The organism is Micromonospora coerulea (assembly GCF_016598485.1).
Classification (GTDB): domain Bacteria; phylum Actinomycetota; class Actinomycetes; order Mycobacteriales; family Micromonosporaceae; genus Micromonospora; species Micromonospora coerulea.
In genome coordinates, this window is record NZ_JAEMUW010000004.1 from 323,861 (window position 1) to 342,730 (window position 18,870).

Consider the following 18,870-nt stretch of genomic DNA (forward strand, 5'->3'; position numbering starts at 1 on the left):
GCCGCCACGGCCGGCCCGCCGAGCGGAGGGACCAGACATGTTGCTGAGAGTTCGGGTGACCCTGCCGGACCGACCCGGGACGCTCGGCCAGGTGGCCCGCACCCTCGGCGTCTCCGGCGCCGACATCGTGCAGGTGGTGGTGCTGGAGCGGCTCGGCGGCCGGGCGGTCGACGACTTCACCGTGGTCTGGCCGGGGGCGGCCCGGGTGGAGCGGCTGCTCGCCGGGCTGGCCGCGATCCCCGGCGTCAAGGTGGACGGGGTGTGGCGGGCGATCGGCGCGCCGACCACCACCGGCCAGGACGCCGAACTGCTCGCCCAGGTCGCCGCGAACCCGACCGACGGGGTGGCCACCCTGGTCGACGCGGTGCCCGGGCTGCTCGCCGCCGACTGGGCGGTGGCCGCCGTCGTACCGCTGGACTGGGCCTCGCGCACCGGCGAGGGCGATGCGGCGACGGTCGGGCACGCGAGCTGGCGGGCGCCGGAACCGCCGCGGCTGCCGGAGGTGACCCCGCTGCGGGCCCGCGCGATGACCACCGCGGACGGCGACCACTACGCGGTCGCGCCGTTCGGCCGCGCCGGCCTGGTGCTGGTGGTGGCGCGCGACCGCAGCGAGCCCCTCGCGGCCGCCGCGTTCCACGCCACCGAGGTGGACCGGCTGGCCCAGCTGGTGCGGGCCAGCGCCGTGATCCTCGGTGACCGCCTCGACCTGGTCGGTGCCCCGCCCGTGACAAGCGTCACCTGACCGGTCGGTGCGTGTCACCGTCGGGCAACGGCGGCGCAACAGCCACCCGGCAGGGTCTTGTGGTGAGGGAGGGAGCAGACATGACGCTATGGCGGATCCGAGCCACCGTGGACGACCGGCCCGGCTACCTGTCGGTGCTCACGGCGAGCCTCGCGTTGCGCGGGGTCAACATCCTCACCGTGCAGGTGCACACCACCGAGGTGGGCGCCGTCGACGACTTTCTCGTCGACGCGCCCGACGAGCTGACCGAGGCGGACCTGCTGACCGCCGTGGAGCGGGGGCGGGGACGGGACTGCTGGGTGGCGCGCAGCGAGGCGCGCGGCCTGGCCGACCAGCCCACCCGGGTGCTCGGCCTGGCCGGCCGGCTGGTCCGTGACCCGGACTCGACCGGGGAGGCGCTGCGCGCCCTGCTCGGCGCGGACGCGGTGACCTGGCGGCCGGTGCCGGTCGGCGGCCGGCCGGGGATCGGCGCGGCGACGATGCGGCTCGCCGACCCGACCGGCGGGTCGTTCGAGCTGCGCCGGGCCGCCCCCAGCTTCACGCCCGCCGAGTACGCGCGGGCGCAGGCGCTGGTGGAGCTGGCGGCCACCGCGGCGCGTCGGGCGGCGGACCAGGTCACCCTGCTGCTGCCCGACGGGGCGGAGCTGCTGGTCCGGCCGGCGACGGCGGACGACCTGGCGGGCGTGGTGGAGCTGCACGAGGGCTGCTCGGCGCGCAGCCGGCAGCGCCGCTACCTGGGTGGGGCGGGATGCCCGTCGCCGTCCCGGCTGCGCCGACTGCTCGAACCGGCGCGGGGGATCAGCCTCGTGGTGACCCGGTCCGGCTCCGGCGGGGCGGCGGAGTCCGTCGTCGCGATGGCGAACCTGCTCGCCGAGGGGGACGAGGCGGAGGTGGCGCTGCTGGTCCGGGACGACTGGCAGCGGCGGGGCATCGGCACCGCGCTGCTTTACCGCCTGGTCGGGCACGCCGAGCGGGCCGGGTACGCGGCCATGGTGCTGCACGTCCTGGCGGAGAACGCGCCGATGCTGCGGACCCTGGCCCGGCTGGGCCGCCCGGCCCCGGTGGAGCGGGACGGGTCCCTGCTGACCGCGACGGTGCCGCTGGTGGCCGGCGTGACCATCCCGGCCCGGTCCGGGTGAGCTGAAGGGAGCGTCGGCGTCGGGTGGTGCGCCCGGCGCCGGCGGGATGGCCGACCTCCGGTGCGGAGGCGGTGAAACGGCAGGGCCCCCGGTACGGGGGCCCTGCCCATGTCCGGGCTCAGGTGGCCGGGTAGCTGCTGTAGCCCGGGAATTGTCCCAGCACAGCGATACCGTCCGCGCCATGCCAACACCCCCGAAAACCTGCTCACTCTACCTGCGGATATCGGTCTCCAAAGATGAGTCCGACTCCCTGGAGCGCCAGGAGCGCGACCTCCGCCGCCTCGCGCTCGACGAGGGCTACCGCGTAGTCGCTACCCATGTTGACGACGGCCTGTCCGGCGCGCTCGCCGCGCGTCCGGCCTTCCTCGCGTGGCTCGACGACGCCGCGTCCGGCCGAGCCGGTGCGCTACTCGCGTGGCGCTTTGACCGCATCTCGCGCGAGGGCCTGCCCGCTGTGGCCCGGTTGCTGGAAGTGCTCAAAGCGTCCGGCGCCCGGATGTTGACATACGGCGACCGGATGGACAGCGACTCGCACGCCTTCCGCATCACGGCGGCCGTGCTTTCCGAAGTCGCCTACACCGAGCGCGAGACGCTGAAGGCCCGGGTCCTATCCCGCCAGGCCAACGACCGCCGCAAGGGTTGGTGGACCCGCGAACGGCCGTTCGGCTACGTCGTCCAAGACCACCGCCTCGTTCAGCACCCCGACGAGGCACCGATCGTCCGCGAGCTTGCGCGCCGCGCCGAGGCGGGCGAGTCGCTGCGCGCCCTGGCGCGGTGGCTCGACGAAGAGGGCGTGCCCACGCCGAAGGCCGCCAAGGGGCACAAGCGGCCCGACAAGCCCGCCCGCAACGGCCGTACCTACGACGGCCCGCTCACATGGCAGCTTCAGTCCGTCCGCGTCATCCTGCGCAACCCGGCCCTGGCGGGCTGGCTGCCGAACGAAGGCCGGCCCGTGCGCGGCGAGAATGGCGAGTTGGTCGTCGTCGCGGACGAGCCGATCCTCAGCCCCGGCGAGTGGCACCTCCTACAAACGGCGCTCGACGCCCGCTCAGCGCTCAACGCGGACGGCCGCCGCAGTCCGGCCGTAGGCGCTGCCCGGGGCAGTGGCGCACGAGCTGAGCCGGCTTCTGCGTTGCGAGTGCGGCGGCGCGATGACCTTTCAGCGAGGCGGCCGAGGCAAGCGGCAGAAGGGCGCGGACGCGTTCAAGTGCGTCCGTAGCTCGCAGGGCGCGAGCCCGTGCCCCGGTAACTACGTCAACGCCCCTGCGATCACGGCCGAGGTGACGATCCGCGTCGCCAAGCGCGTCGCCGCGCTGGAGCCCGGCTCCCCTGCGTTCGAGGCTGTCGCCGCGCGCTGGCTCCGCGAGCAGGACCCGGTAGACGATGCTGAGCGTCGCGCCGCCATCGCGGCAGTAGCCAACGCCGAGGCCGCCGTAGCGGACTTGGAAGCCGCCCGGTACGAGCGCGGCGAGTTCGTCGGAGAGAACGGCATCGCGCGCTGGACGGCGCTTTACGAGCGCGCCGCATCCCGTCTCGCAGCAGCGACCGCCGCCGTTCCCGAGGACAACCAGGTTACCGACGTCGGCGGGTTGCTCGACGCCTTCGAGCTATTCGAATCGCTCGACGGCGGCACCGCCGAGGAGCGACGAGCGCTTTACCGGCTCACCTTCGACACCGTGACGATCATGCGCGACCGGGCACTACCGCCGGAGGCGCGCTTCCGCGTCCACTGGGCGGGCGAGGACGAGCCCGCCGACGTGTAAGCGCCCGCCCCCTCCATAAGCAGGCGCCGGCCGAGCGATTGCAGCGCCGACCGAGGCCCTAACGGAACTTTGGATGTTTCCGCTATGCCCGAGCCTACCTACCGACCGACCCGCGCCCAGCGCGCCGAGTCCGTCGTCCTGGTTGCGATCCTGCTTGTGGTCGGCTTGGCCGCCGGTGCGGCCTCGTTTACACACGTCCACCACTGGACCAGGACCAACAGCCCCGCCGGTACGCCGGACTGGTTTGGCTGGGCCAACGCGTGCATTTCCGAGCTTGTGCCTGTCGCCGCGTTGCTCGATATCCGCCGTCGCCGCCGCGCGGACCGTCCCGCCGGGTACCCGCCGTCGCTCCTGATCGCCGCCGCGTGCCTGTCGCTGGCGGCGCAATTGGCCGTTGCCAAGCCTGGCCTTTCTGGCGCCGTACTGTCGGCCGTCCCGGCCCTGGCGTTCATGGCGCTCGTAAAACTCGTCTTCGCGTCGTCGGCGGCGCCTGTCGCCGACACGGTCGAGCCTGTCGCCCAGGTTGTCGCCGACGAGGCACCCCCAACGTGACGCCGGCCCGCCGTTCGCGTCGCGAGGCCCGACCCTCGCGTCAGTCGTCGGCCGACGCCATCCGGGCCGCCGCCGCCAAGCCGGGCGCGACGCCTGCCAGCGTCGGCGCCGCCCTAGGCGTCAGCGTCCGCACCGCCCAACGTCACTGGCCCCGCCCGGTCGTCGCGTCGCCCGCTCTCGTGGCGGGTGACGCCGTGACGGAACTGGAGCGCATGATCCCTCGCGATGGCCTCGTACGATGGCGCTTCTATGGCCAGTGATGACGTACACGAAGACCAGACCGTCAGCGCCATGCATGGCGCGCCGGCGCCCTGGCCGCGCGTCTACGCGCCGCCTACGAGGACGCTGGCCGCGAGGCCCTCCTCTGGGAACTCCGCCGGACCGTCTACGACGCCGCCCGCAACCGCGCGAGGACGCCGGAGGAGCGCCGCGCCCTAGCCGCCTGGGTCCGCTACACCCTCGCCGACGCCGAGCCGGCCTGGCTCGCGCACGCCGCCGCGCACGGCTGGCGCCGCCCCCAGCTAATGGCGCGCCCGGCCTAACCTGGGGCCGTGGTTCGAAAAATCGCAGACCTCCGCGCCGCAACCGATGAGCAACTCATCGCCGAGCATGACCACCCCGCCAGGAACACCGGCGTCGGGACGCAGTACTACGTGAACAATTGGAGCGCCACGAGCGCCGCCGAGCGCTTGAAGCCTCGGACCGGCTGGCACGCCGCGCCTACCGGCTCGCGTGGTCCAACGCCATCCTCGCGGCTGTCGCCGCCGTCGCCGCGATCATCGCCCTCTTCAAGTAGCGCAACGTCCACGGCCCCGCCCGGATGCTCTCCGGTGCGGGGCCTTTCGGCGTTTACACGCCTGCCGACGCGCCGCCATCGCGACCGTCCCTGGCCGCCGCCAGGACTGCCTCGGCCTGCGCCACGACATCCGCCCTCGCCGCCTCGTCGCCGCCCGCAACTCCTCGTTGATCCGGGCCGCGTGCGCGTCCAGACAGGTGCCATGCCAGCCCTGGAGTTTGTCCTGGTCCAGCGTCACCGGCTCGCCCGCCAGGATCTCGACGCGCCCCTTGACGACGACCGAGTCTTCGACCGTGATTCCCAGCCCGGCCGCGCGCCGGGCCTCGCGCTCCTCCTCAGGGACGATCAACCCACACTCAGGACAACGCCACATAGCCATGCCGGTCACGGTAGCGAGGGGCACCGACGCCCCGGCCCCTCCTGGCGCCTCTGCTCCCTCGACGCCGGACGTCGTCGCGGGCCCGCACCCTCGGCGTAATCTCAGGCCCTATGAGCGCCCACGAAGGAGACGACCCGACGCCGCTCGGCTGGCCCGCCGACTTCATTGACGAGCTGGCCGCATGGGTCGCCGACCAGTTGGGCGAGCCGCACCCCACGCGGCACCCGGTCTGTCGGCCCATGCCGACGAGCCGCCGCCGTCACGGCTGACCCGTGCCGCCCCCGTTTGGCCCCCTGGGAGCCCACATCGCGCGCCCCCGTCCGCGCCGGTCCCTAGCAACGGGCTCCGCGGCCGCGATCTCCGCGAGCCTGCGCTCCTCGACGAAAGGCCCGCCCCTAGTCCTACATAGCGTGCGGGCCTCTCGTCGTTCCTAGGGCGTCTCTCGGCCCCCGCGCGGTCAGAGGTTCGGCGGTAGCGCTGTCCAGTCTTGAAAGTTGCCGTAGAGCCGGCCGTCCCCGCCGACGGTGACCGCCTGCACCAGCAGGTCACCGCCGACGAAGGCGCCCTTCCACGAGGCGCCCCGGCCGCCGAACGGCTCATCCCGGTCGCCCCGGGACCGGGGCTTGTTGATGCCCACCTTGAACGCCTGGAGGTCGACCGCGAGCTTCGCCGCCTCGTCGGTGTCGTCGCAGGCCAGCGACGCCACGAGCGCGCCGTTGGAGGCGTTCATCGCGGCCAGCAGCTCGTCGGTGGTGTCCACCACCACGATGGTGTCGACCGGGCCGAACGGCTCGGCGTGCATCAGCCTCGACCGGCCGGGCGGGGCGAGCAGCACCGCCGGGGCCACGTACGCCGAGGTGTCCTGCCCGTCGAGGAAGGGCGCCCCGTCCAGCTTGCCCCGGTGCAGCGGCACCGCGCCGCCGCGTACCGCCTCGTCGACCTTGCGGCGCAGCTCCTCGGCCTTGGCGGCGCTGATCAACGGGCCGAAGTCCAGCTCGGGCAGCGGGTCGCCGGCCGCCCAGTCGGCGTCGACGGCGAGCGGGTGTCCGAACCGGACGGAGCGGACCACCGGCAGGTACATGTCGAGGAACTCGTCGACCAGGTCGCGCTGGACCACGAACCGCGGGTACGCGGTGCAGCGCTGCTTGCCGTACTCGAAGCCCTTCTTCAGGTGGGCGGCGAGCAGGTCCCACTGGGAGAAGTTCCAGATGCCCCAGGCGTTGAGGCCCTCCTGCTCGATGAAGTGCCGCTTGTCGGAGTCGAGCAGCGCGGCGGCGACCTTGCCGCCGTTGGAGCGGCCGCCGACGAAGGCGACCGCGCCGATCTCCGGCGCCCGGACGAGGACCTCGGACAGCTCCTCGCCGGCGCCGGAGACGAGCGTGGCGGGCAGGCCGGCGCGGCGCATCAGGGCGTGCGCGACGGTGAGGCAGACCGCGCCGCCCTGGGACGGGGTCTTGGCGATCACCGCGTTGCCGGCGAGCAACTGCACCAGTTCGGCGTGGACCAGCACACTCATCGGGTAGTTCCAGGAGGCGATGTTGCTGACCGGGCCGGGCAGCGGCTCCCGGCCGTCGGCGAGCATCCGGTCGATCTCGCCGACGTACCAGCGCACGCCGTCCAGGGCGCGGTCGACGTCGGCGCAGGCCAGCCGCCACGGCTTGCCGATCTCCCAGACCAGCAGCAGGGCCAGCAGGTCGCGGTGCGCGGTGAGCGCGTCCAGGGCGTCGGTGACCCGGGCCTTGCGCTCGGCCAGCGGGGTCTGGGCCCAGTCCCGGTGCGCGGCGGCGGCGTGGGCGACGGCCGCGCGGGCCGAGTCGGCGTCGAGCCGGGCCAGGTTGACCAGGACGGTGTTGTCGACCGGGGTGCGGACCGGGGTGGGTACCCCGACCGCCCGCCAGTCGCCCTCGACGAGGTTGTGCAGGGTGGTGACGCCGTGGGCCGCGGCCCCGAAGGCCTCCGGGGCGGCGGCCACCGCGCGGGCGAGGGTGTCGGACCAGGCGGTGCCGTCGGCGAGTCTGAGAGCCATCGCGTTCTCCTCAGCGTGGACCGGGAAAGCGGCGGCGTCGATGGCACCGCTGGTGTCGCGTACTGTCCCGCGCCGTCGAGCGCGACGGCAACCGTACGCTCGTATGCCAGGACACCAGGCCCGCCGTCCGGCGTCGGCTGCGGAATCACGCGGCCGTCGGCCATCGGCTCTGACCTGGACGTACGTTCCAATCTTATCGATCTGCACCGATGATGTGATCCATGCCCGGGCGACGTTGACCGGGTTACCCGTCAGTACGGATCAATACCGGATGCGGTTCAACGGCCGCTCAGGAGTCGCGCAGCGCCGCGACCGCCTCGTTTGTCGAGCAGACCGTGCCGAGCCGGCGGAAGCTGTAGTCGACGGCGAACTCGTGCTGTCCTCGGTGTGCCGTCCGGGACAGACGGAACCGGCCGCCGGACGGATGTCCGACGGCCGGTTCAGTTCACCGGCTGGTGTCAGCTGGTGAAGGTGATCTTGTCGCGACGGCGCCGGAGCACCATCAGCGCGACACCGCCACCGATCAGCGCGAGGCCGGTCAGCGCGGTGCTGGTCGCGGCCACACCGGTGAGCGGCAGGCTGCCGCCGGTGCCGTTCCCGCCGCCGTTGCCGCCGCCCGCCGAGCCCGACGGGTTCGCCGACGGGTTGTCGGATCCGCCCGGCGTCGGGGTCGGCGACTCCTCGCCCGGAGTGGACGGGGTCGGCGACGGCGACTCGCTCGACTCGCACGGCTGGATCCAGAACACCTTGTGCTTGGCCTTGCCGTGGCCGTCGGTCAGGTCGACAGTCAGCTTGACGTGGTAGCCCTGCTCCGGGTGGGCCTCCACGCCGGCCAGCGCCAGGTCATTGGCGGAGAACTTGATGACCTCGTCGTGGTCGTCGTTCGCGCCGCTGGCCGGGTCGTTGCTGATGATGTAGTTGTCGAGGAACTTGACCTGCTGGAACTTGCCCGACGGGGGCTGGGCGGCGAGCGTGATGTCCGCCGTGTCGCCCTCGTCGAAGTTGAAGAACTCGAGCTCGAACTCGCAGCCCACGTGCGGCTGGTTGTCGACATGGTCCTCGAACGGGGTGCCGTCGATCTTCACCGTGCCGTTGTCACCCGGCGGGTTGTGCGGCCCGGCGAGCGGGGCGGCCGCCCAGGCCGGAGCGGCGAAGGCGAGGCAGGCCGTGGCCGCGGCTGCGGTGAAGGCCGCGCGCGCCACGTGCCGACGCTGTGGCATGAGTATTCCTCCGAGATGCGATAGGGGACGGCACATGATCCCATGCCGGCCCGTCGATGGTGACATCGGACGATCGGTCTGAGCTGCGCCGACATGCCGTCGGAAGAAAAAAAATTCGTGACGAGCTGAGGTCGAATCCAGCGCGTGTCGGTGTAACGCCCCGCCGGTCTCCGACGCTGCGCAGCGCCCATCGCCGGGACCCTCCTACCGGGAGGGTGCGAGGGCGGCCGTCTCAATCAACCGGCGAACCCGCATTGCCTTGGCGATCCTGCGCCCACACCGGCAGCAACCCCCGGGCCGACCGCCTTCACGCTCGACGGCGTCCCCTGCCCGCGTCGCCCGATCCGTCGTCGGCCGGTTACCGGTCGTGCCGACCGGCACCCGGCCCCCATCCGGCTGACTAGGCTCGACCCGTGCGGGCCCAGGGGCGCAGTGACACCGTGCTCTTCGTCGTCTACGACGGGGTGCGGCTGCTCGACGTCACCGGGCCGTTGGAGGTGCTCGCCGTGGCCAACGAACACGGCGGCTCGTACCGGCCGCTGCTCGCCTCGCCCGACGGGCGGGACGTGGTGAGCAGCGCCGGCGCCCGGCTCGGGGTCGACCTGGCGCTGCCCGACGTGACCGGCCCGGTCGGCACCCTGGTCGTGCCCGGCGCGCCGGACTGGCAGGCCGCCGCCGGGGACCGGGCGCTGCTCGACCAGATCCGCCGGCTCGCCGCCGGGTCCGCCCGGACCGCCTCGGTCTGCGCCGGGGCCTTCCCCCTCGCCGCCACCGGCCTACTGGACGGCCGCCGGGTGACCACGCACTGGGACCTCGCCGACCAGCTCGCCGCGCAGTTCCCGAAGCTGACCGTCGACCCGGACCCGATCTTCATCGCCGACGGCCGGATCATCACCTCGGCCGGGATCACCGCCGGCATCGACCTGACCCTCGCGCTGGTCGAGGCGGACCTCGGCCCGGAGACGGCCCGCGCGGTGGCCCGGCACCTGGTGGTCTTCATGCAGCGCCCCGGCGGGCAGTCCCAGTTCAGCGTCCGGACCAGCACCCCGAGCACCCGCAACGACCTGCTGCGCCGGGTGCTGGACACGGTCGCCGCCGACCCGGCCGGGCCGTATGACCTGGCCGGTCTGGCGGCGCTGGCCGGGGTGAGCGCGCGGCACCTGGGCCGGTTGTTCCGCACCGAGCTGGGCATCACCCCGGCGGTCTACCTCGACCGGGTCCGGGTCGAGGCGGCGCAGGACCGGCTGGAGCGGGGCGACGACACCCTCGACGTGGTGGCCCGCCGGGTCGGCTTCGGCTCCCCGGAGACGATGCGCCGGGCCTTCCTCCGCGAACTCGGCGTCACCCCCGGCGCCTACCGCTCCCGCTTCCGCACCACGGGTATCAACCCCAACCCGTGACCCCGGCACGACCGGGCCTGCCGTCCGTGGGCAGGACGACAGGCCCGGCATCGACGGGGTCGGCGGCGGTTCAGGCCCGGGCGGCGACCGGTTCCCCAGCCTCGGCCGCGACCGTGTCGCGCTGGCGCAGCGCGACCAGACCGGCGGCGGCCAGGAGGGCGACGGAGAGCCAGAGCCCCACCGCGACGCCACCGGAGTCCGACAGCGCGCCCGAGATCAGCGGCCCGACCGCCTGACCGACGGAGAAGGCCACGGTCAGCAGGGCGATGCCGGCGGTCCAGCCGCCGGCGGGCAGGGCCCGGCGGGCGAGCACGGTGGCCGCCGTCGGGCCGGCCATGAACGAGCTGCCGAAGATCGCCGCCGACAGCAGCGCCGCGGGCAGCCCGGCCGGCAGCAGCAGCACCGGCAGCACGCCGACCAGCACCAGCGCCGAGACCAGCGCGGGCGCCCGGCCGCCGGGCAGCCGCCCCACCACCCGCCCCCACACGGCCAGCGTGGCCACCGCCGAGGCGAGACCGAGCACCACGAAGAAGGTGGCGATGCCCGGGATGCCGAGACCCTGGTCACGCAGGAGCGCGATGACGAAGGTCATGTAGCTGACGTAGCCGGCGCCGAAGAGCACGTACCAGGCGATGGTCGGGCCGAGCCGGGCCAGGTCCGCCCGGGCCAGGCCGGGGCCGGTCGTCCCGACCGCCGGTGGGACCCGCCGGACGGCGAGCAGGGCCGGCCCGACCGCGAGCACCGCCACCAGACCGAGCAGCAGCCAGCCGGCCCGCCATCCGGCGTCCCCGGCCACCGCGAGCGCCGCCGGCACCAGCAGTCCGGAGAGCACCACGCCGACGCCCACCCCGGCCATGTAGAGCCCGACCAGCAGCGCGGCCCGGCGCTGTCCGCCGCCGCCGGCCACCCGGGCGGCAAGCGCCGAACCGAGCACGAAGGAGACGGCCGTGGCCAGCCCACCGACGAATCGCAGCAGGCTCAGCGCCGGGTACCCGGCGGTGGTCGCGGTGAGCAGCAGCGCGAGCGCGCTGACGGCGAGGGCGCCCGCGAAGGCGGCCCGGTCGCCGAGCCGGCGGGCCCAGAACACCGCCGTCCCGGCGCCGATCACGTAACCGGCGGCGTTCGCGGTGTTCAGGCCGCCGGCCTGGGCGTACGTCCAGTGCAGGTCGCCGCGCATGGCGGGCAGCAGCAGGGCGTACGCGAAGCGGGTGAAGCCGAGCGCGACGACGGGCCCGGCGGCCAGGCCGAGCGCGATCAACGTCTCGCGCCGGCGTGGATTCGGGGACATGGTTCCTCCTCGGTCGGCGGGCTCGTCGGCCCGCTGTCAGGTGGAACCGGCACGGGTGGGGCCGCGATGGCCGTCCGGACGGACAGGTCACCCTCGGATCGGGACACCGACCTGCGCGGGCTTTCGTCCCCACCGGGAGGTTTGGTCGCGATCGTCCGCCGCCCCACGCGCGGGTAGGTCGCCCGGATTCGGGGCAATGCACCGTCGTGGCGGAACTGCTGACGGTGGGGCACGGCGCGGCCGACCGCGAGCGGCTGGGGGCGTTGCTGGCCGCGGCAAAGATCGCTCTAGTGGTGGACGTGCGGCGCTACCCGGCCAGCCGCACCAATCCCGACGTCCGGCGCGAGGAACTGGCCCGCTGGCTGCCGGAGCGGGGCATCGGCTACCGCTGGGAGGCGCGGCTCGGCGGACGCCGGCACGTCCCGGCCGGGGAGCCGGAGCTGGACACCTGGTGGACCGTACCGGCCTTCCGGGCGTACGCCGCCTACACCCGTACCGCCGGGTTCGACGCCGCGTTGGACGAGGTGCTCGCCGACGCGGCGGCCCGGACCACGGCGGTGATGTGCAGCGAGAGCGTGTGGTGGCGCTGCCACCGCCGGCTGATCGCCGACGTCGCGGTGCTCGGCCGCGGTGCCCCGGTGACCCACCTCATGCCCGATGGCCGGCTCAGCCCACACCGCCCGGCCGAGGGCGCCCGCCGCCGGCCCGACGGCCACCTGCTCTGGGACCGGTGAGGCGGGGAACGCGGTGGTCCGCCGGGCGCCCGCCCCGGTAGCCTCCCCGCATGCTGGAGCTGATCGCGCCCACCGCCCGCCTGCACATCGCCTGGCTGGCCGCCCGCGACGACTGGGGCCGCGGCGTCCACCAGGACGGCAGCGGGCTGCGGCCGGACGACGACGTCGACTCGCCGGCGGGCTTCGCGACCTGGGTACGGGGGCTGCGCGAGCAGGCGGACGAATCCCGGCCGGCGCCGGAGGGGCGCGTCCACGCCCTGTACTGGTGGATCGTCGACGGCGACGAGGTGCTCGGCGCGATGTCCCTGCGGCTGCGCCTCAACGATTTCCTGCGGCGCGCCGGCGGGCACATCGGCTACGGCGTCCGACCGTCGGCGCGGCGCCGCGGCGTGGCCACCTTCGCCCTGGGCGGGGCACTGACCGAGGCGGGCCGACGCGGCCTGGACCCGGTCCTGGTGACCTGCGACGTGGACAACGTGGCGTCCGCCCGCACGATCGAGCGGCACGGCGGAAAACTGGAGGACATGCGGGACACCGAGTTGGGGCGGGTGCGCCGGTACTGGATCCGCACCGCGTCGGTCGGGTAGCTGGTCGGCGAACGGGCGTCAGTCGGGCAGTTCGTCGGCGAGGAGGTCCATCAGGAGCGCGTCGTGCCAGCGGCCGTCGGCGCCCCGCTCGTAGCGGCGCATGATGCCGACCGGGCGGAAGCCCACCTTCGCGTACGCGCGGATCGCCGCGGTGTTCGCCGCCGCCGGGTCGATGGTGAACCGGTGATGGCCGTGCTCGTCGATCAGGTGCCGGGCCAGCGTGCGGATCGCGTCCCCGCCGAGGCCGGCGCCGCGTACCGCCGGGTCCAGGAAGATGTCCATCGCGGCATGGCGGTAGTCCGGGTCGGGCTCGGCGTACCACTGGATCGCGCCGACCACCCGGCCGTCGTGCTCGATGGCGTACACGGTCAGGTCGTCGTCGACCAGGTCGGCGCGGACGGCCTCGGCCAGGTCGTCGCCGCCGCGCCACCAGTGCCGGACCTCCGGGGTGGCCCGGATGGCGGCGAGGGCCGACACGTCCGCGTCCGTCGCCGGTCGCAGCGTCACCGCCCGCCCCCGCAGCACGGCCTCAGCCCCGGATCTCGCCGTGCTCGACGCAGACCGCCGACCAGCCGACCGGCAGCACCTGCACCTTCATCCGGCGGCGGCAGCGCGCGCAGTAGCGCGGTGGCTCCAGCGCCCGGGCCGCCGCGCACCCCGGGTGCGGACCCGCCGCGGCGGATTCACCGCAGCGGTCGCACCACAGCTCGGTCACCGTCGGCCTCACAGCGTTTCGGAGAGCGCCTTGACCGGCATCTTCAGGTCGTCCAGCAGGGCGAGATCGGCGGTCGCCGGCCGGCCCAGGGTGGTCAGGTAGTTGCCGACGATCACCGCGTTGATGCCGCCCAGCAGGCCGTCCCGGGTGCCCAGGTCGCCGAGGGTGATCTCGCGGCCGCCCGCGTACCGGAGGATGGTGCGCGGCATGGCCAGCCGGAACGCGGCGATGGCCCGCAGCGCGTCCTTGCCCTCCACCACCGGGCGGTCGCCGAGCGGCGTGCCCGGCCGGGGGTTGAGGAAGTTCAGCGGCACCTCGTGCGGGTCCAGCTCGGCGAGCTGCGCGGCGAACTCGGCGCGCTGCTCGACGGTCTCGCCGAGGCCGAGGATGCCGCCGCAGCAGACCTCCATGCCGGACTCCCGGACCATCCGCAGCGTGTCCCAGCGCTCCTCCCAGGAGTGCGTGGTGACCACGTTCGGGAAGTACGAGCGGCAGGTCTCCAGGTTGTGGTTGTAGCGGTGCACGCCCATGTCGACCAGCTCGTCGACCTGCTCCTGGCTGAGCATGCCCAGCGACGCGGCGACCTGGATGTCGACCTCCGCCTTGATGGCGGCCACGCCCTCGCGCATCTGCTTCATCAGCCGGGCGTCCGGGCCGCGCACGGCGGCCACGATGCAGAACTCCGTCGCCCCGGTCTTCGCGGTCTGCTTCGCCGCCTCCACCAGGGACGGGATGTCCAGCCAGACCGAACGGACCGGCGAGGTGAACAGCCCGGACTGCGAGCAGAAGTGGCAGTCCTCCGGGCAGCCGCCGGTCTTCAGCGACACGATGCCCTCGACCTCGACCTCCGGGCCGCACCAGCGCATCCGCACCTCGTGAGCGAGCTGGAGAGCGGCGGGGACGTCTTCGTCGGGCAGGTTGAGCACGGCGAGGACACCGGCCTCGTCGAGGCCGACGCCGTTCTCCAGCACCTGGGTTCGGGCCTGGTCGAGGATCTCTGGCATGGCTCGTACCCTACAAGGCCGCTCCGGGGTGGAGAAACGGCCGAGGCCCGACGCTCGATCGGCGCACCAGCGACGTCCGAGCAGCCCGGGCGGGGTGGTCCGCGCCACGCCGGTGCCGGCCGGCCGGGTGGTAACTTCGCCCGGCGGGAGCGCCGGTGGGCGCCGCGGACGAGGGGAGTAGGGGTGGCGGACTGGCTGGCAGCGCTCGACCGCCGCGCCGAGCTGCGGGCCCGGGCGGGGCTCACCCGCACCCTGCGCCCACGGGCCGCCGGCGACGCCGTGGTCGACCTGGCCGGCAACGACTACCTCGGCCTCGCCACCCACCCCGAGGTCACCGCCGCCGCCGCGCGGGCGCTGTCCGCGTACGGGTTGGGGGCCACCGGTTCGCGCCTGGTGCGCGGCTCCACCGACGCCCACCACGCCCTCGAGGACACCCTCGCCGGCTGGCTCGGCACCGACCGGGCGCTGGTCTTCTCCTCCGGCTACCTGGCCAACCTCGCCGCCGTCCGGGGCGTCGTCCGGCCGCGTACGCTGCTCGTCTCCGACGCCCACAACCACGCCTCGCTGATCGACGGCTGCCGGATCTCCGGCGCCGAGACGGTGGTCACCCCGCACGCCGACGTCGACGCGGTGGCCGCCGCGCTGGCCGCCGCGCCCGGCCGGCCGGCGGTGGTGGTGACCGAGTCGGTCTTCTCCGTCGACGGTGACCTGGCCCCGCTGGCCGCGCTGCACGCGGTCGCCCGGCGGCACGGCGCGCTGCTGCTGGTCGACGATGCGCACGCGCTCGGTGTGACCGGCCCGGCCGGCGCGGGCGGGGTCGCCGCCGCGGGTCTGTCCGGCGAGCCGGACGTGGTGGTCACCGCCACCCTCTCCAAGGCACTCGGCGGCGCCGGCGGGGTGGTCGCCGGACCGGCCGAGTTCGTCCGGTACCTGGTGGAGACGGGCCGGACGTTCATCTTCGACACCGCGTTGCCCCCGGCGGTGGCCGCCGGGGTCGCGGCCGCCGCCCGGCTCGCCCGCGCCGGCGACGACCTGCGCGCCGAGCTGGCCGACCGGGCCGCCCTCACGGTGCGCCGGCTCGGCGCGGCCGGGCTGCCCGTCTCGGCCCCCGACGCCGCGGTGGTCTCGGTGACCGCGCCGAACCCGGAGGCGGCGACCGCGTGGGCGGCGGACTGCCGGGACCGCGGCGTCGCGGTCGGCTGCTTCCGGCCGCCGTCCACCCCGGACAGCCGTTCCCGGCTCCGGCTCACCATCAGCGCCGGGGTGTCCCGGGTGGATTACGAGCGGGCGCTGGAGGTCATCGTGGACTGTGCACCCGTGAGCGCGCGGAGTGAGCCGGGTTTGCGAGCCCCGCAGTCGCGAACCGAGGTGGCGCCGTGAGCGATGGTGCGTGGGCCGGGCCGGTGCTGGTGACCGGCACGGACACCGGGGTGGGCAAGACCGTGGTGACCGCGGCGATCGCCGCGGCGGCGCAGGCCGCCGGCCTCCGGGTCGCCGTGGTGAAGCCGGGCCAGACCGGTACGGCCACCGGCGAGCCCGGCGACGCGGACTCGGTGACCCGGCTGGCCGCCCCGCTGACCGCCCGGACCCTGGCCAGCTACCCGGACCCGCTCGCCCCGCTGGCCGCCGCCCGGGTCGCCGAGCTGGCGCCGCTGGAGCTCTACACGGCGGTCGACGCGGTCCGCGCCGAGGCCGACAAGCACGACCTGGTGCTCATCGAGGGGGCCGGTGGGCTGCTCGTACCGATGGGGCTGCGGCCGTCGGGGGAACCCTGGACGGTGGCCGACCTGGCGGTGTCGCTGGGTGCCCCGGCGGTGGTGGTGGCCCGCGCGGGGCTCGGCACGCTGAACCACACCGCGCTCACCCTGGAGGCGCTGGAGCGCCGGGCCGTCCCGGCCGGGGTGGTCATCGGCGCCTGGCCGGCGGCCCCGGAGCTGGTGCACTGGACGAACCTGACCGACCTGGTGCCGAACCTGCTCGGCGCGCTGCCCGACGGGGCGGGCGGCATGGACCCGGGGGTCTTCCGCCGCTCCGCCCCGGGCTGGCTCACCCCGGCGCTGCACGGGGTGCTGGACGACTGGCGTACCTGGGCCGAGGAGATCAGCTAGGGTACGCCGCCACGGTCTCCAGGATCTCGTACGGCGGCTGCCGGCGCGGGTCCTGGTAGGGGCGCAGCGGCGCGGTGGTGCCCCGGTGGGTGGCGCCGCCCTCCCAGTCCTGGAACGCGGTCAGGCTGCTCCACTCGCTCATCACCACGAAGCAGGCCGGGTCGACGGCGGAGCGCAGCAGTTGGTTGCCCAGCAGCCCGGGGGTGCCGGCCAGCGCCCTGCTCACCCGGTGGTACGCGTCCCGCACCGCCGCGCCGTCGCCGTCCACCCGGTGCCAGAGCAGGATCCGGACGCTCATCACATCCCCCCGTCCACGGTGAGCGTCTCCCCGGTCACGCACCGGGCGAGGTCACCGGCGAGGAAGAGCACCGCGGCGGCGACCTCCTCGGGGGTACCCGGTCGGCCGAGCGCGACCGGCGGGTGAGCGTCGGCTGCCCCTGGCGCCGGTCCGCGCTCCGGGGTCGACCCGGGTGCCGGCGCCAGCGCGGCGGGCGGGGCGACGGCCGGGCCGAAGCCCTGCATGGCGGTGCCCACCCAGTGCCCCTGCGTGGCACTGCCCAGCCAGTGGCCCTGCGGTGCGCTCGCCGGGACCTGCGGCGCGTTCGCCGGGCCCGGCCGCGTCGGCGGGGCGGCCGACTCCGGTCCCGGGGTGGCGTCCGCCCGCCCGCCCGTCGCGGCGTCCGCCGGGCCGCCGGGGCCCGCGCCGGCGGCGTCCGCCGGGTCGAGGGCGATGCGCCCGGTGGCCACCGCGTTGACCCGGATGCCGTCCGGGCCCAGCTCCCGGGCCAGCGCCCGGGTCAGCCCGAGCACGCCCGCCTTCGCGGCCAGGTCGTGCGCCCGGGCCGGCCGGCCGCGCAGGGCCGCCGCCGAGGTCAGGTTGACCACCGAGGCGCCCGTCCCGAGCAGCGGCAGCGCCTCCCGGGTGACCAGGAACATCCCGGTCAGCGTGCCGTCGAGCACCCGGCGCCACTCGGCCACGGTCAGCGCCGCCAACCGGGCCGACCCGCTGGCGGTGTCCGCGTTGACCAGCACGTCCAGTCCGGAGAGCTGCCGCCGGCACAGGTCGAGCAGCTGGGTCACCTCGTCCGGGTCGGTGACGTCGGCCCGGACCAGGTGATGCATGCCGCCCCGCTCCTTGAGCCGGACCCGCAGATCCTCGACGCTCGCGCCCTCCGCGCGGTACGCGGCCACCACCGTCGCCCCGGCGTCGGCCAAGGCCAGCGCGGCGGCCCGGCCCACCCCCCGATCCACGCCGGTGACCAGGGCGCGCCGGCCGTCCAGCCGGGCACCGGCCCGCCCGCCCGCGCTCACGCCGGCCGGCATTCGAGCACCGCCCACCGCCCGGCCGTCGGCTCGCCGACCAGCTCGAAGCCGCCAGCGCGCAGCAGCTCCCGCCACTGCGCCGCGTCCCGTTCCCGGCCGCCGAAGCGCAGCAGCATGTCGATGTCGAGGAACTTGCCGTGGTCCCACGCGTTCAGCGGGGCCAGCACGTGTTCCAGCACCAGCAGGCGGGCCTGGGCGTCTTCGCCGATGGCGGCCCGGATCCGGCGCAGGATGGCCAGCGCGTCCTCGTCGTCCCAGTCGTGCAGCACCGCCTTGAGCACGTACGCGTCGAAGCCGCCGGGCAGCTCACCGAAGAAGTCCCCGGGCCGCACCTCGGCCCGGTCCGCCACGCCCCGGGCGGCGAACACCCCGGCCGCCACCTCCGCCACGTGCGGCTGGTCGACCAGCGTGCCGCGTACCGAGGGGTGCCGGTGGAGCAGCTCGGCCAGGAAGTGGCCGCGGCCGCCGCCCACGTCGGCCACCCGCGCGAAACGCGCGAAGTCGTACGCGTCGAGGAACTGCCGGGTGGTGGTCGCGCTCATCCGGGTCATCGCCCGGTCGAAGACCGCGCTCACCTCGGGGTGCGCCCGCAGGTGGTCGAAGAAGTCGGCGCCGAACAGCTCCGGGAACACCGGCTTGCCGGTACGCAGGCTGTCCACGATCCGTCCGTACGGCGCCCACATCTCCTCGGCGCCGTTGAACAGGATCATGTCGCGCTGGCTCTGCGGCACGTCCGCGCGCAGCGCCTCGGCCAGCTCGGTGAGCGCGAACTGGCGGCCCTCCCGCTCGGCGAAGACGCCGACGGCGGCGGCGCAGCGCAGCAGCCGGTACAGCGCTCCAGGTTCCGTGTCGGTACGCCGGGCCAGCTCGTCGACCGGCAGCGGGCCGTCGGCCAGCGCGTCCGCGACTCCCACCTCCGCCAGCGCGTAGATGACCTGGGAGATCCGCTTTCCGCTGGTGAGCAGGAGGAGCCGGGCGTGTGCCGGCAACGGCGCGTCGCCGAGCCCGGCCACCGCCTGGGCCCCTCGCCGGTTGCTGTCCATGGGTTCTCCGTTCTCGCCGGGTGTGTGCCGGCGGACCGACCGGTGCCCCGG

General features: G+C 74.8%; 21 protein-coding genes. 12 read left to right on the top strand and 9 right to left on the bottom strand.

Annotated elements, in window-relative coordinates:
- Positions 1 to 37: 37 nt before the first annotated feature.
- From I8N68_RS08175 to I8N68_RS08200, 7 genes are all read left to right on the top strand, one after another.
- A complete protein-coding gene (locus I8N68_RS08175) occupies positions 38 to 742 on the top strand; it encodes an ACT domain-containing protein (RefSeq protein ID WP_200209240.1) in 705 nt (234 codons plus the stop codon).
- 80 nt (positions 743 to 822) lie between these two features.
- The gene (locus tag I8N68_RS08180) at positions 823 to 1,881 is read left to right on the top strand and encodes a GNAT family N-acetyltransferase (RefSeq protein WP_200209241.1); all 1,059 of its coding nucleotides are present in this window, start codon (positions 823 to 825) and stop codon (positions 1,879 to 1,881) included.
- Positions 1,882 to 2,062: 181 nt separating this feature from the next.
- Complete coding sequence (locus I8N68_RS08185; RefSeq protein WP_200209242.1) at positions 2,063 to 3,100, top strand: recombinase family protein; 1,038 nt, start codon at positions 2,063 to 2,065, stop codon at positions 3,098 to 3,100.
- Positions 3,033 to 3,644, top strand: coding sequence for a hypothetical protein (locus I8N68_RS08190; protein ID WP_200209243.1), 612 nt, complete (start codon positions 3,033 to 3,035; stop codon positions 3,642 to 3,644). The genes I8N68_RS08185 and I8N68_RS08190 overlap by 68 nt, the downstream gene beginning before the upstream one ends.
- An 84-nt stretch (positions 3,645 to 3,728) precedes the next feature.
- On the top strand, positions 3,729 to 4,196 hold the full coding sequence (locus tag I8N68_RS08195) for a DUF2637 domain-containing protein (protein WP_372433686.1): 468 nt from the start codon (positions 3,729 to 3,731) through the stop codon (positions 4,194 to 4,196).
- A 661-nt stretch (positions 4,197 to 4,857) separates the two neighbouring features.
- Entirely contained in the window at positions 4,858 to 4,992 is a 135-nt protein-coding gene (locus I8N68_RS33555; protein ID WP_267909539.1) for a hypothetical protein, read from the top strand.
- 489 nt (positions 4,993 to 5,481) lie between these two features.
- The gene (locus tag I8N68_RS08200; RefSeq protein ID WP_200209244.1) at positions 5,482 to 5,640 is read left to right on the top strand and encodes a hypothetical protein; all 159 of its coding nucleotides are present in this window, start codon (positions 5,482 to 5,484) and stop codon (positions 5,638 to 5,640) included.
- A gap of 188 nt (positions 5,641 to 5,828) precedes the next feature.
- On the opposite strand, the gene I8N68_RS08205 is transcribed toward I8N68_RS08200, so the two are convergent.
- Positions 5,829 to 7,397 carry an aldehyde dehydrogenase family protein gene (locus tag I8N68_RS08205; RefSeq protein WP_200209245.1) on the bottom strand — a complete coding sequence of 523 codons (1,569 nt, stop codon included), beginning with the start codon at positions 7,395 to 7,397 and terminating at the stop codon, positions 5,829 to 5,831.
- Positions 7,398 to 7,855: 458 nt separating this feature from the next.
- Positions 7,856 to 8,617, bottom strand: a complete 762-nt coding sequence (locus I8N68_RS08210; RefSeq protein ID WP_200209246.1) for an LPXTG cell wall anchor domain-containing protein — start codon at positions 8,615 to 8,617, stop codon at positions 7,856 to 7,858.
- A 413-nt stretch (positions 8,618 to 9,030) separates the two neighbouring features.
- Here I8N68_RS08210 and I8N68_RS33855 point away from each other — a divergent pair, with 413 nt between their 5' ends.
- Positions 9,031 to 10,017, top strand: a complete 987-nt coding sequence (locus I8N68_RS33855; protein ID WP_307812685.1) for a GlxA family transcriptional regulator — start codon at positions 9,031 to 9,033, stop codon at positions 10,015 to 10,017.
- A gap of 70 nt (positions 10,018 to 10,087) precedes the next feature.
- On the opposite strand, the gene I8N68_RS08220 is transcribed toward I8N68_RS33855, so the two are convergent.
- Positions 10,088 to 11,305: a YbfB/YjiJ family MFS transporter gene (locus I8N68_RS08220; protein ID WP_200209247.1), complete on the bottom strand. Its 1,218-nt coding sequence runs from the start codon at positions 11,303 to 11,305 to the stop codon at positions 10,088 to 10,090.
- A gap of 206 nt (positions 11,306 to 11,511) precedes the next feature.
- Here I8N68_RS08220 and I8N68_RS08225 point away from each other — a divergent pair, with 206 nt between their 5' ends.
- Together I8N68_RS08225 and I8N68_RS08230 are read left to right on the top strand one after the other, a co-directional pair.
- Positions 11,512 to 12,039 (top strand): DUF488 domain-containing protein, encoded by a 528-nt coding sequence (locus I8N68_RS08225; protein WP_200209248.1) that lies wholly within the window; start codon positions 11,512 to 11,514, stop codon positions 12,037 to 12,039.
- A 50-nt stretch (positions 12,040 to 12,089) separates the two neighbouring features.
- Positions 12,090 to 12,626, top strand: a complete 537-nt coding sequence (locus I8N68_RS08230) for a GNAT family N-acetyltransferase (protein ID WP_200209249.1) — start codon at positions 12,090 to 12,092, stop codon at positions 12,624 to 12,626.
- 18 nt (positions 12,627 to 12,644) lie between these two features.
- Here the strand turns inward: I8N68_RS08230 and I8N68_RS08235 are convergent, their stop codons facing one another.
- The 3 genes from I8N68_RS08235 to bioB are packed head-to-tail and all read right to left on the bottom strand — an operon-like array spanning position 12,645 to position 14,345.
- Positions 12,645 to 13,151 (bottom strand): GNAT family N-acetyltransferase, encoded by a 507-nt coding sequence (locus I8N68_RS08235; RefSeq protein ID WP_200209250.1) that lies wholly within the window; start codon positions 13,149 to 13,151, stop codon positions 12,645 to 12,647.
- Positions 13,152 to 13,155: 4 nt separating this feature from the next.
- Complete coding sequence (gene bsaP, locus I8N68_RS08240; protein WP_307812687.1) at positions 13,156 to 13,353, bottom strand: biotin synthase auxiliary protein BsaP; 198 nt, start codon at positions 13,351 to 13,353, stop codon at positions 13,156 to 13,158.
- Positions 13,350 to 14,345 (bottom strand): biotin synthase BioB, encoded by a 996-nt coding sequence (gene bioB, locus I8N68_RS08245; protein WP_200209251.1) that lies wholly within the window; start codon positions 14,343 to 14,345, stop codon positions 13,350 to 13,352. Before bioB ends, bsaP begins: the two co-directional genes overlap by 4 nt.
- Positions 14,346 to 14,528: 183 nt before the next feature.
- Between bioB and I8N68_RS08250 the strand changes: the two genes are divergently transcribed.
- Positions 14,529 to 15,725 carry an 8-amino-7-oxononanoate synthase gene (locus I8N68_RS08250; RefSeq protein WP_200209252.1) on the top strand — a complete coding sequence of 399 codons (1,197 nt, stop codon included), beginning with the start codon at positions 14,529 to 14,531 and terminating at the stop codon, positions 15,723 to 15,725.
- Between the two features lie 23 nt (positions 15,726 to 15,748).
- The gene (bioD, locus tag I8N68_RS08255) at positions 15,749 to 16,453 is read left to right on the top strand and encodes a dethiobiotin synthase (RefSeq protein WP_200209315.1); all 705 of its coding nucleotides are present in this window, start codon (positions 15,749 to 15,751) and stop codon (positions 16,451 to 16,453) included.
- Here the strand turns inward: bioD and I8N68_RS08260 are convergent.
- From I8N68_RS08260 to I8N68_RS08270, 3 genes are read right to left on the bottom strand one after another with little or no spacing between them, the layout of a single operon-like run.
- A complete protein-coding gene (locus tag I8N68_RS08260; protein WP_200209253.1) occupies positions 16,446 to 16,751 on the bottom strand; it encodes an antibiotic biosynthesis monooxygenase family protein in 306 nt (101 codons plus the stop codon). The two genes, bioD and I8N68_RS08260, sit on opposite strands and share 8 nt — an antisense overlap.
- Entirely contained in the window at positions 16,751 to 17,776 is a 1,026-nt protein-coding gene (locus I8N68_RS08265; protein WP_200209254.1) for an SDR family NAD(P)-dependent oxidoreductase, read from the bottom strand. Before I8N68_RS08265 ends, I8N68_RS08260 begins: the two co-directional genes overlap by 1 nt.
- Positions 17,761 to 18,819 carry a methyltransferase gene (locus I8N68_RS08270; protein WP_200209255.1) on the bottom strand — a complete coding sequence of 353 codons (1,059 nt, stop codon included), beginning with the start codon at positions 18,817 to 18,819 and terminating at the stop codon, positions 17,761 to 17,763. Before I8N68_RS08270 ends, I8N68_RS08265 begins: the two co-directional genes overlap by 16 nt.
- Positions 18,820 to 18,870 lie beyond the last annotated feature (51 nt).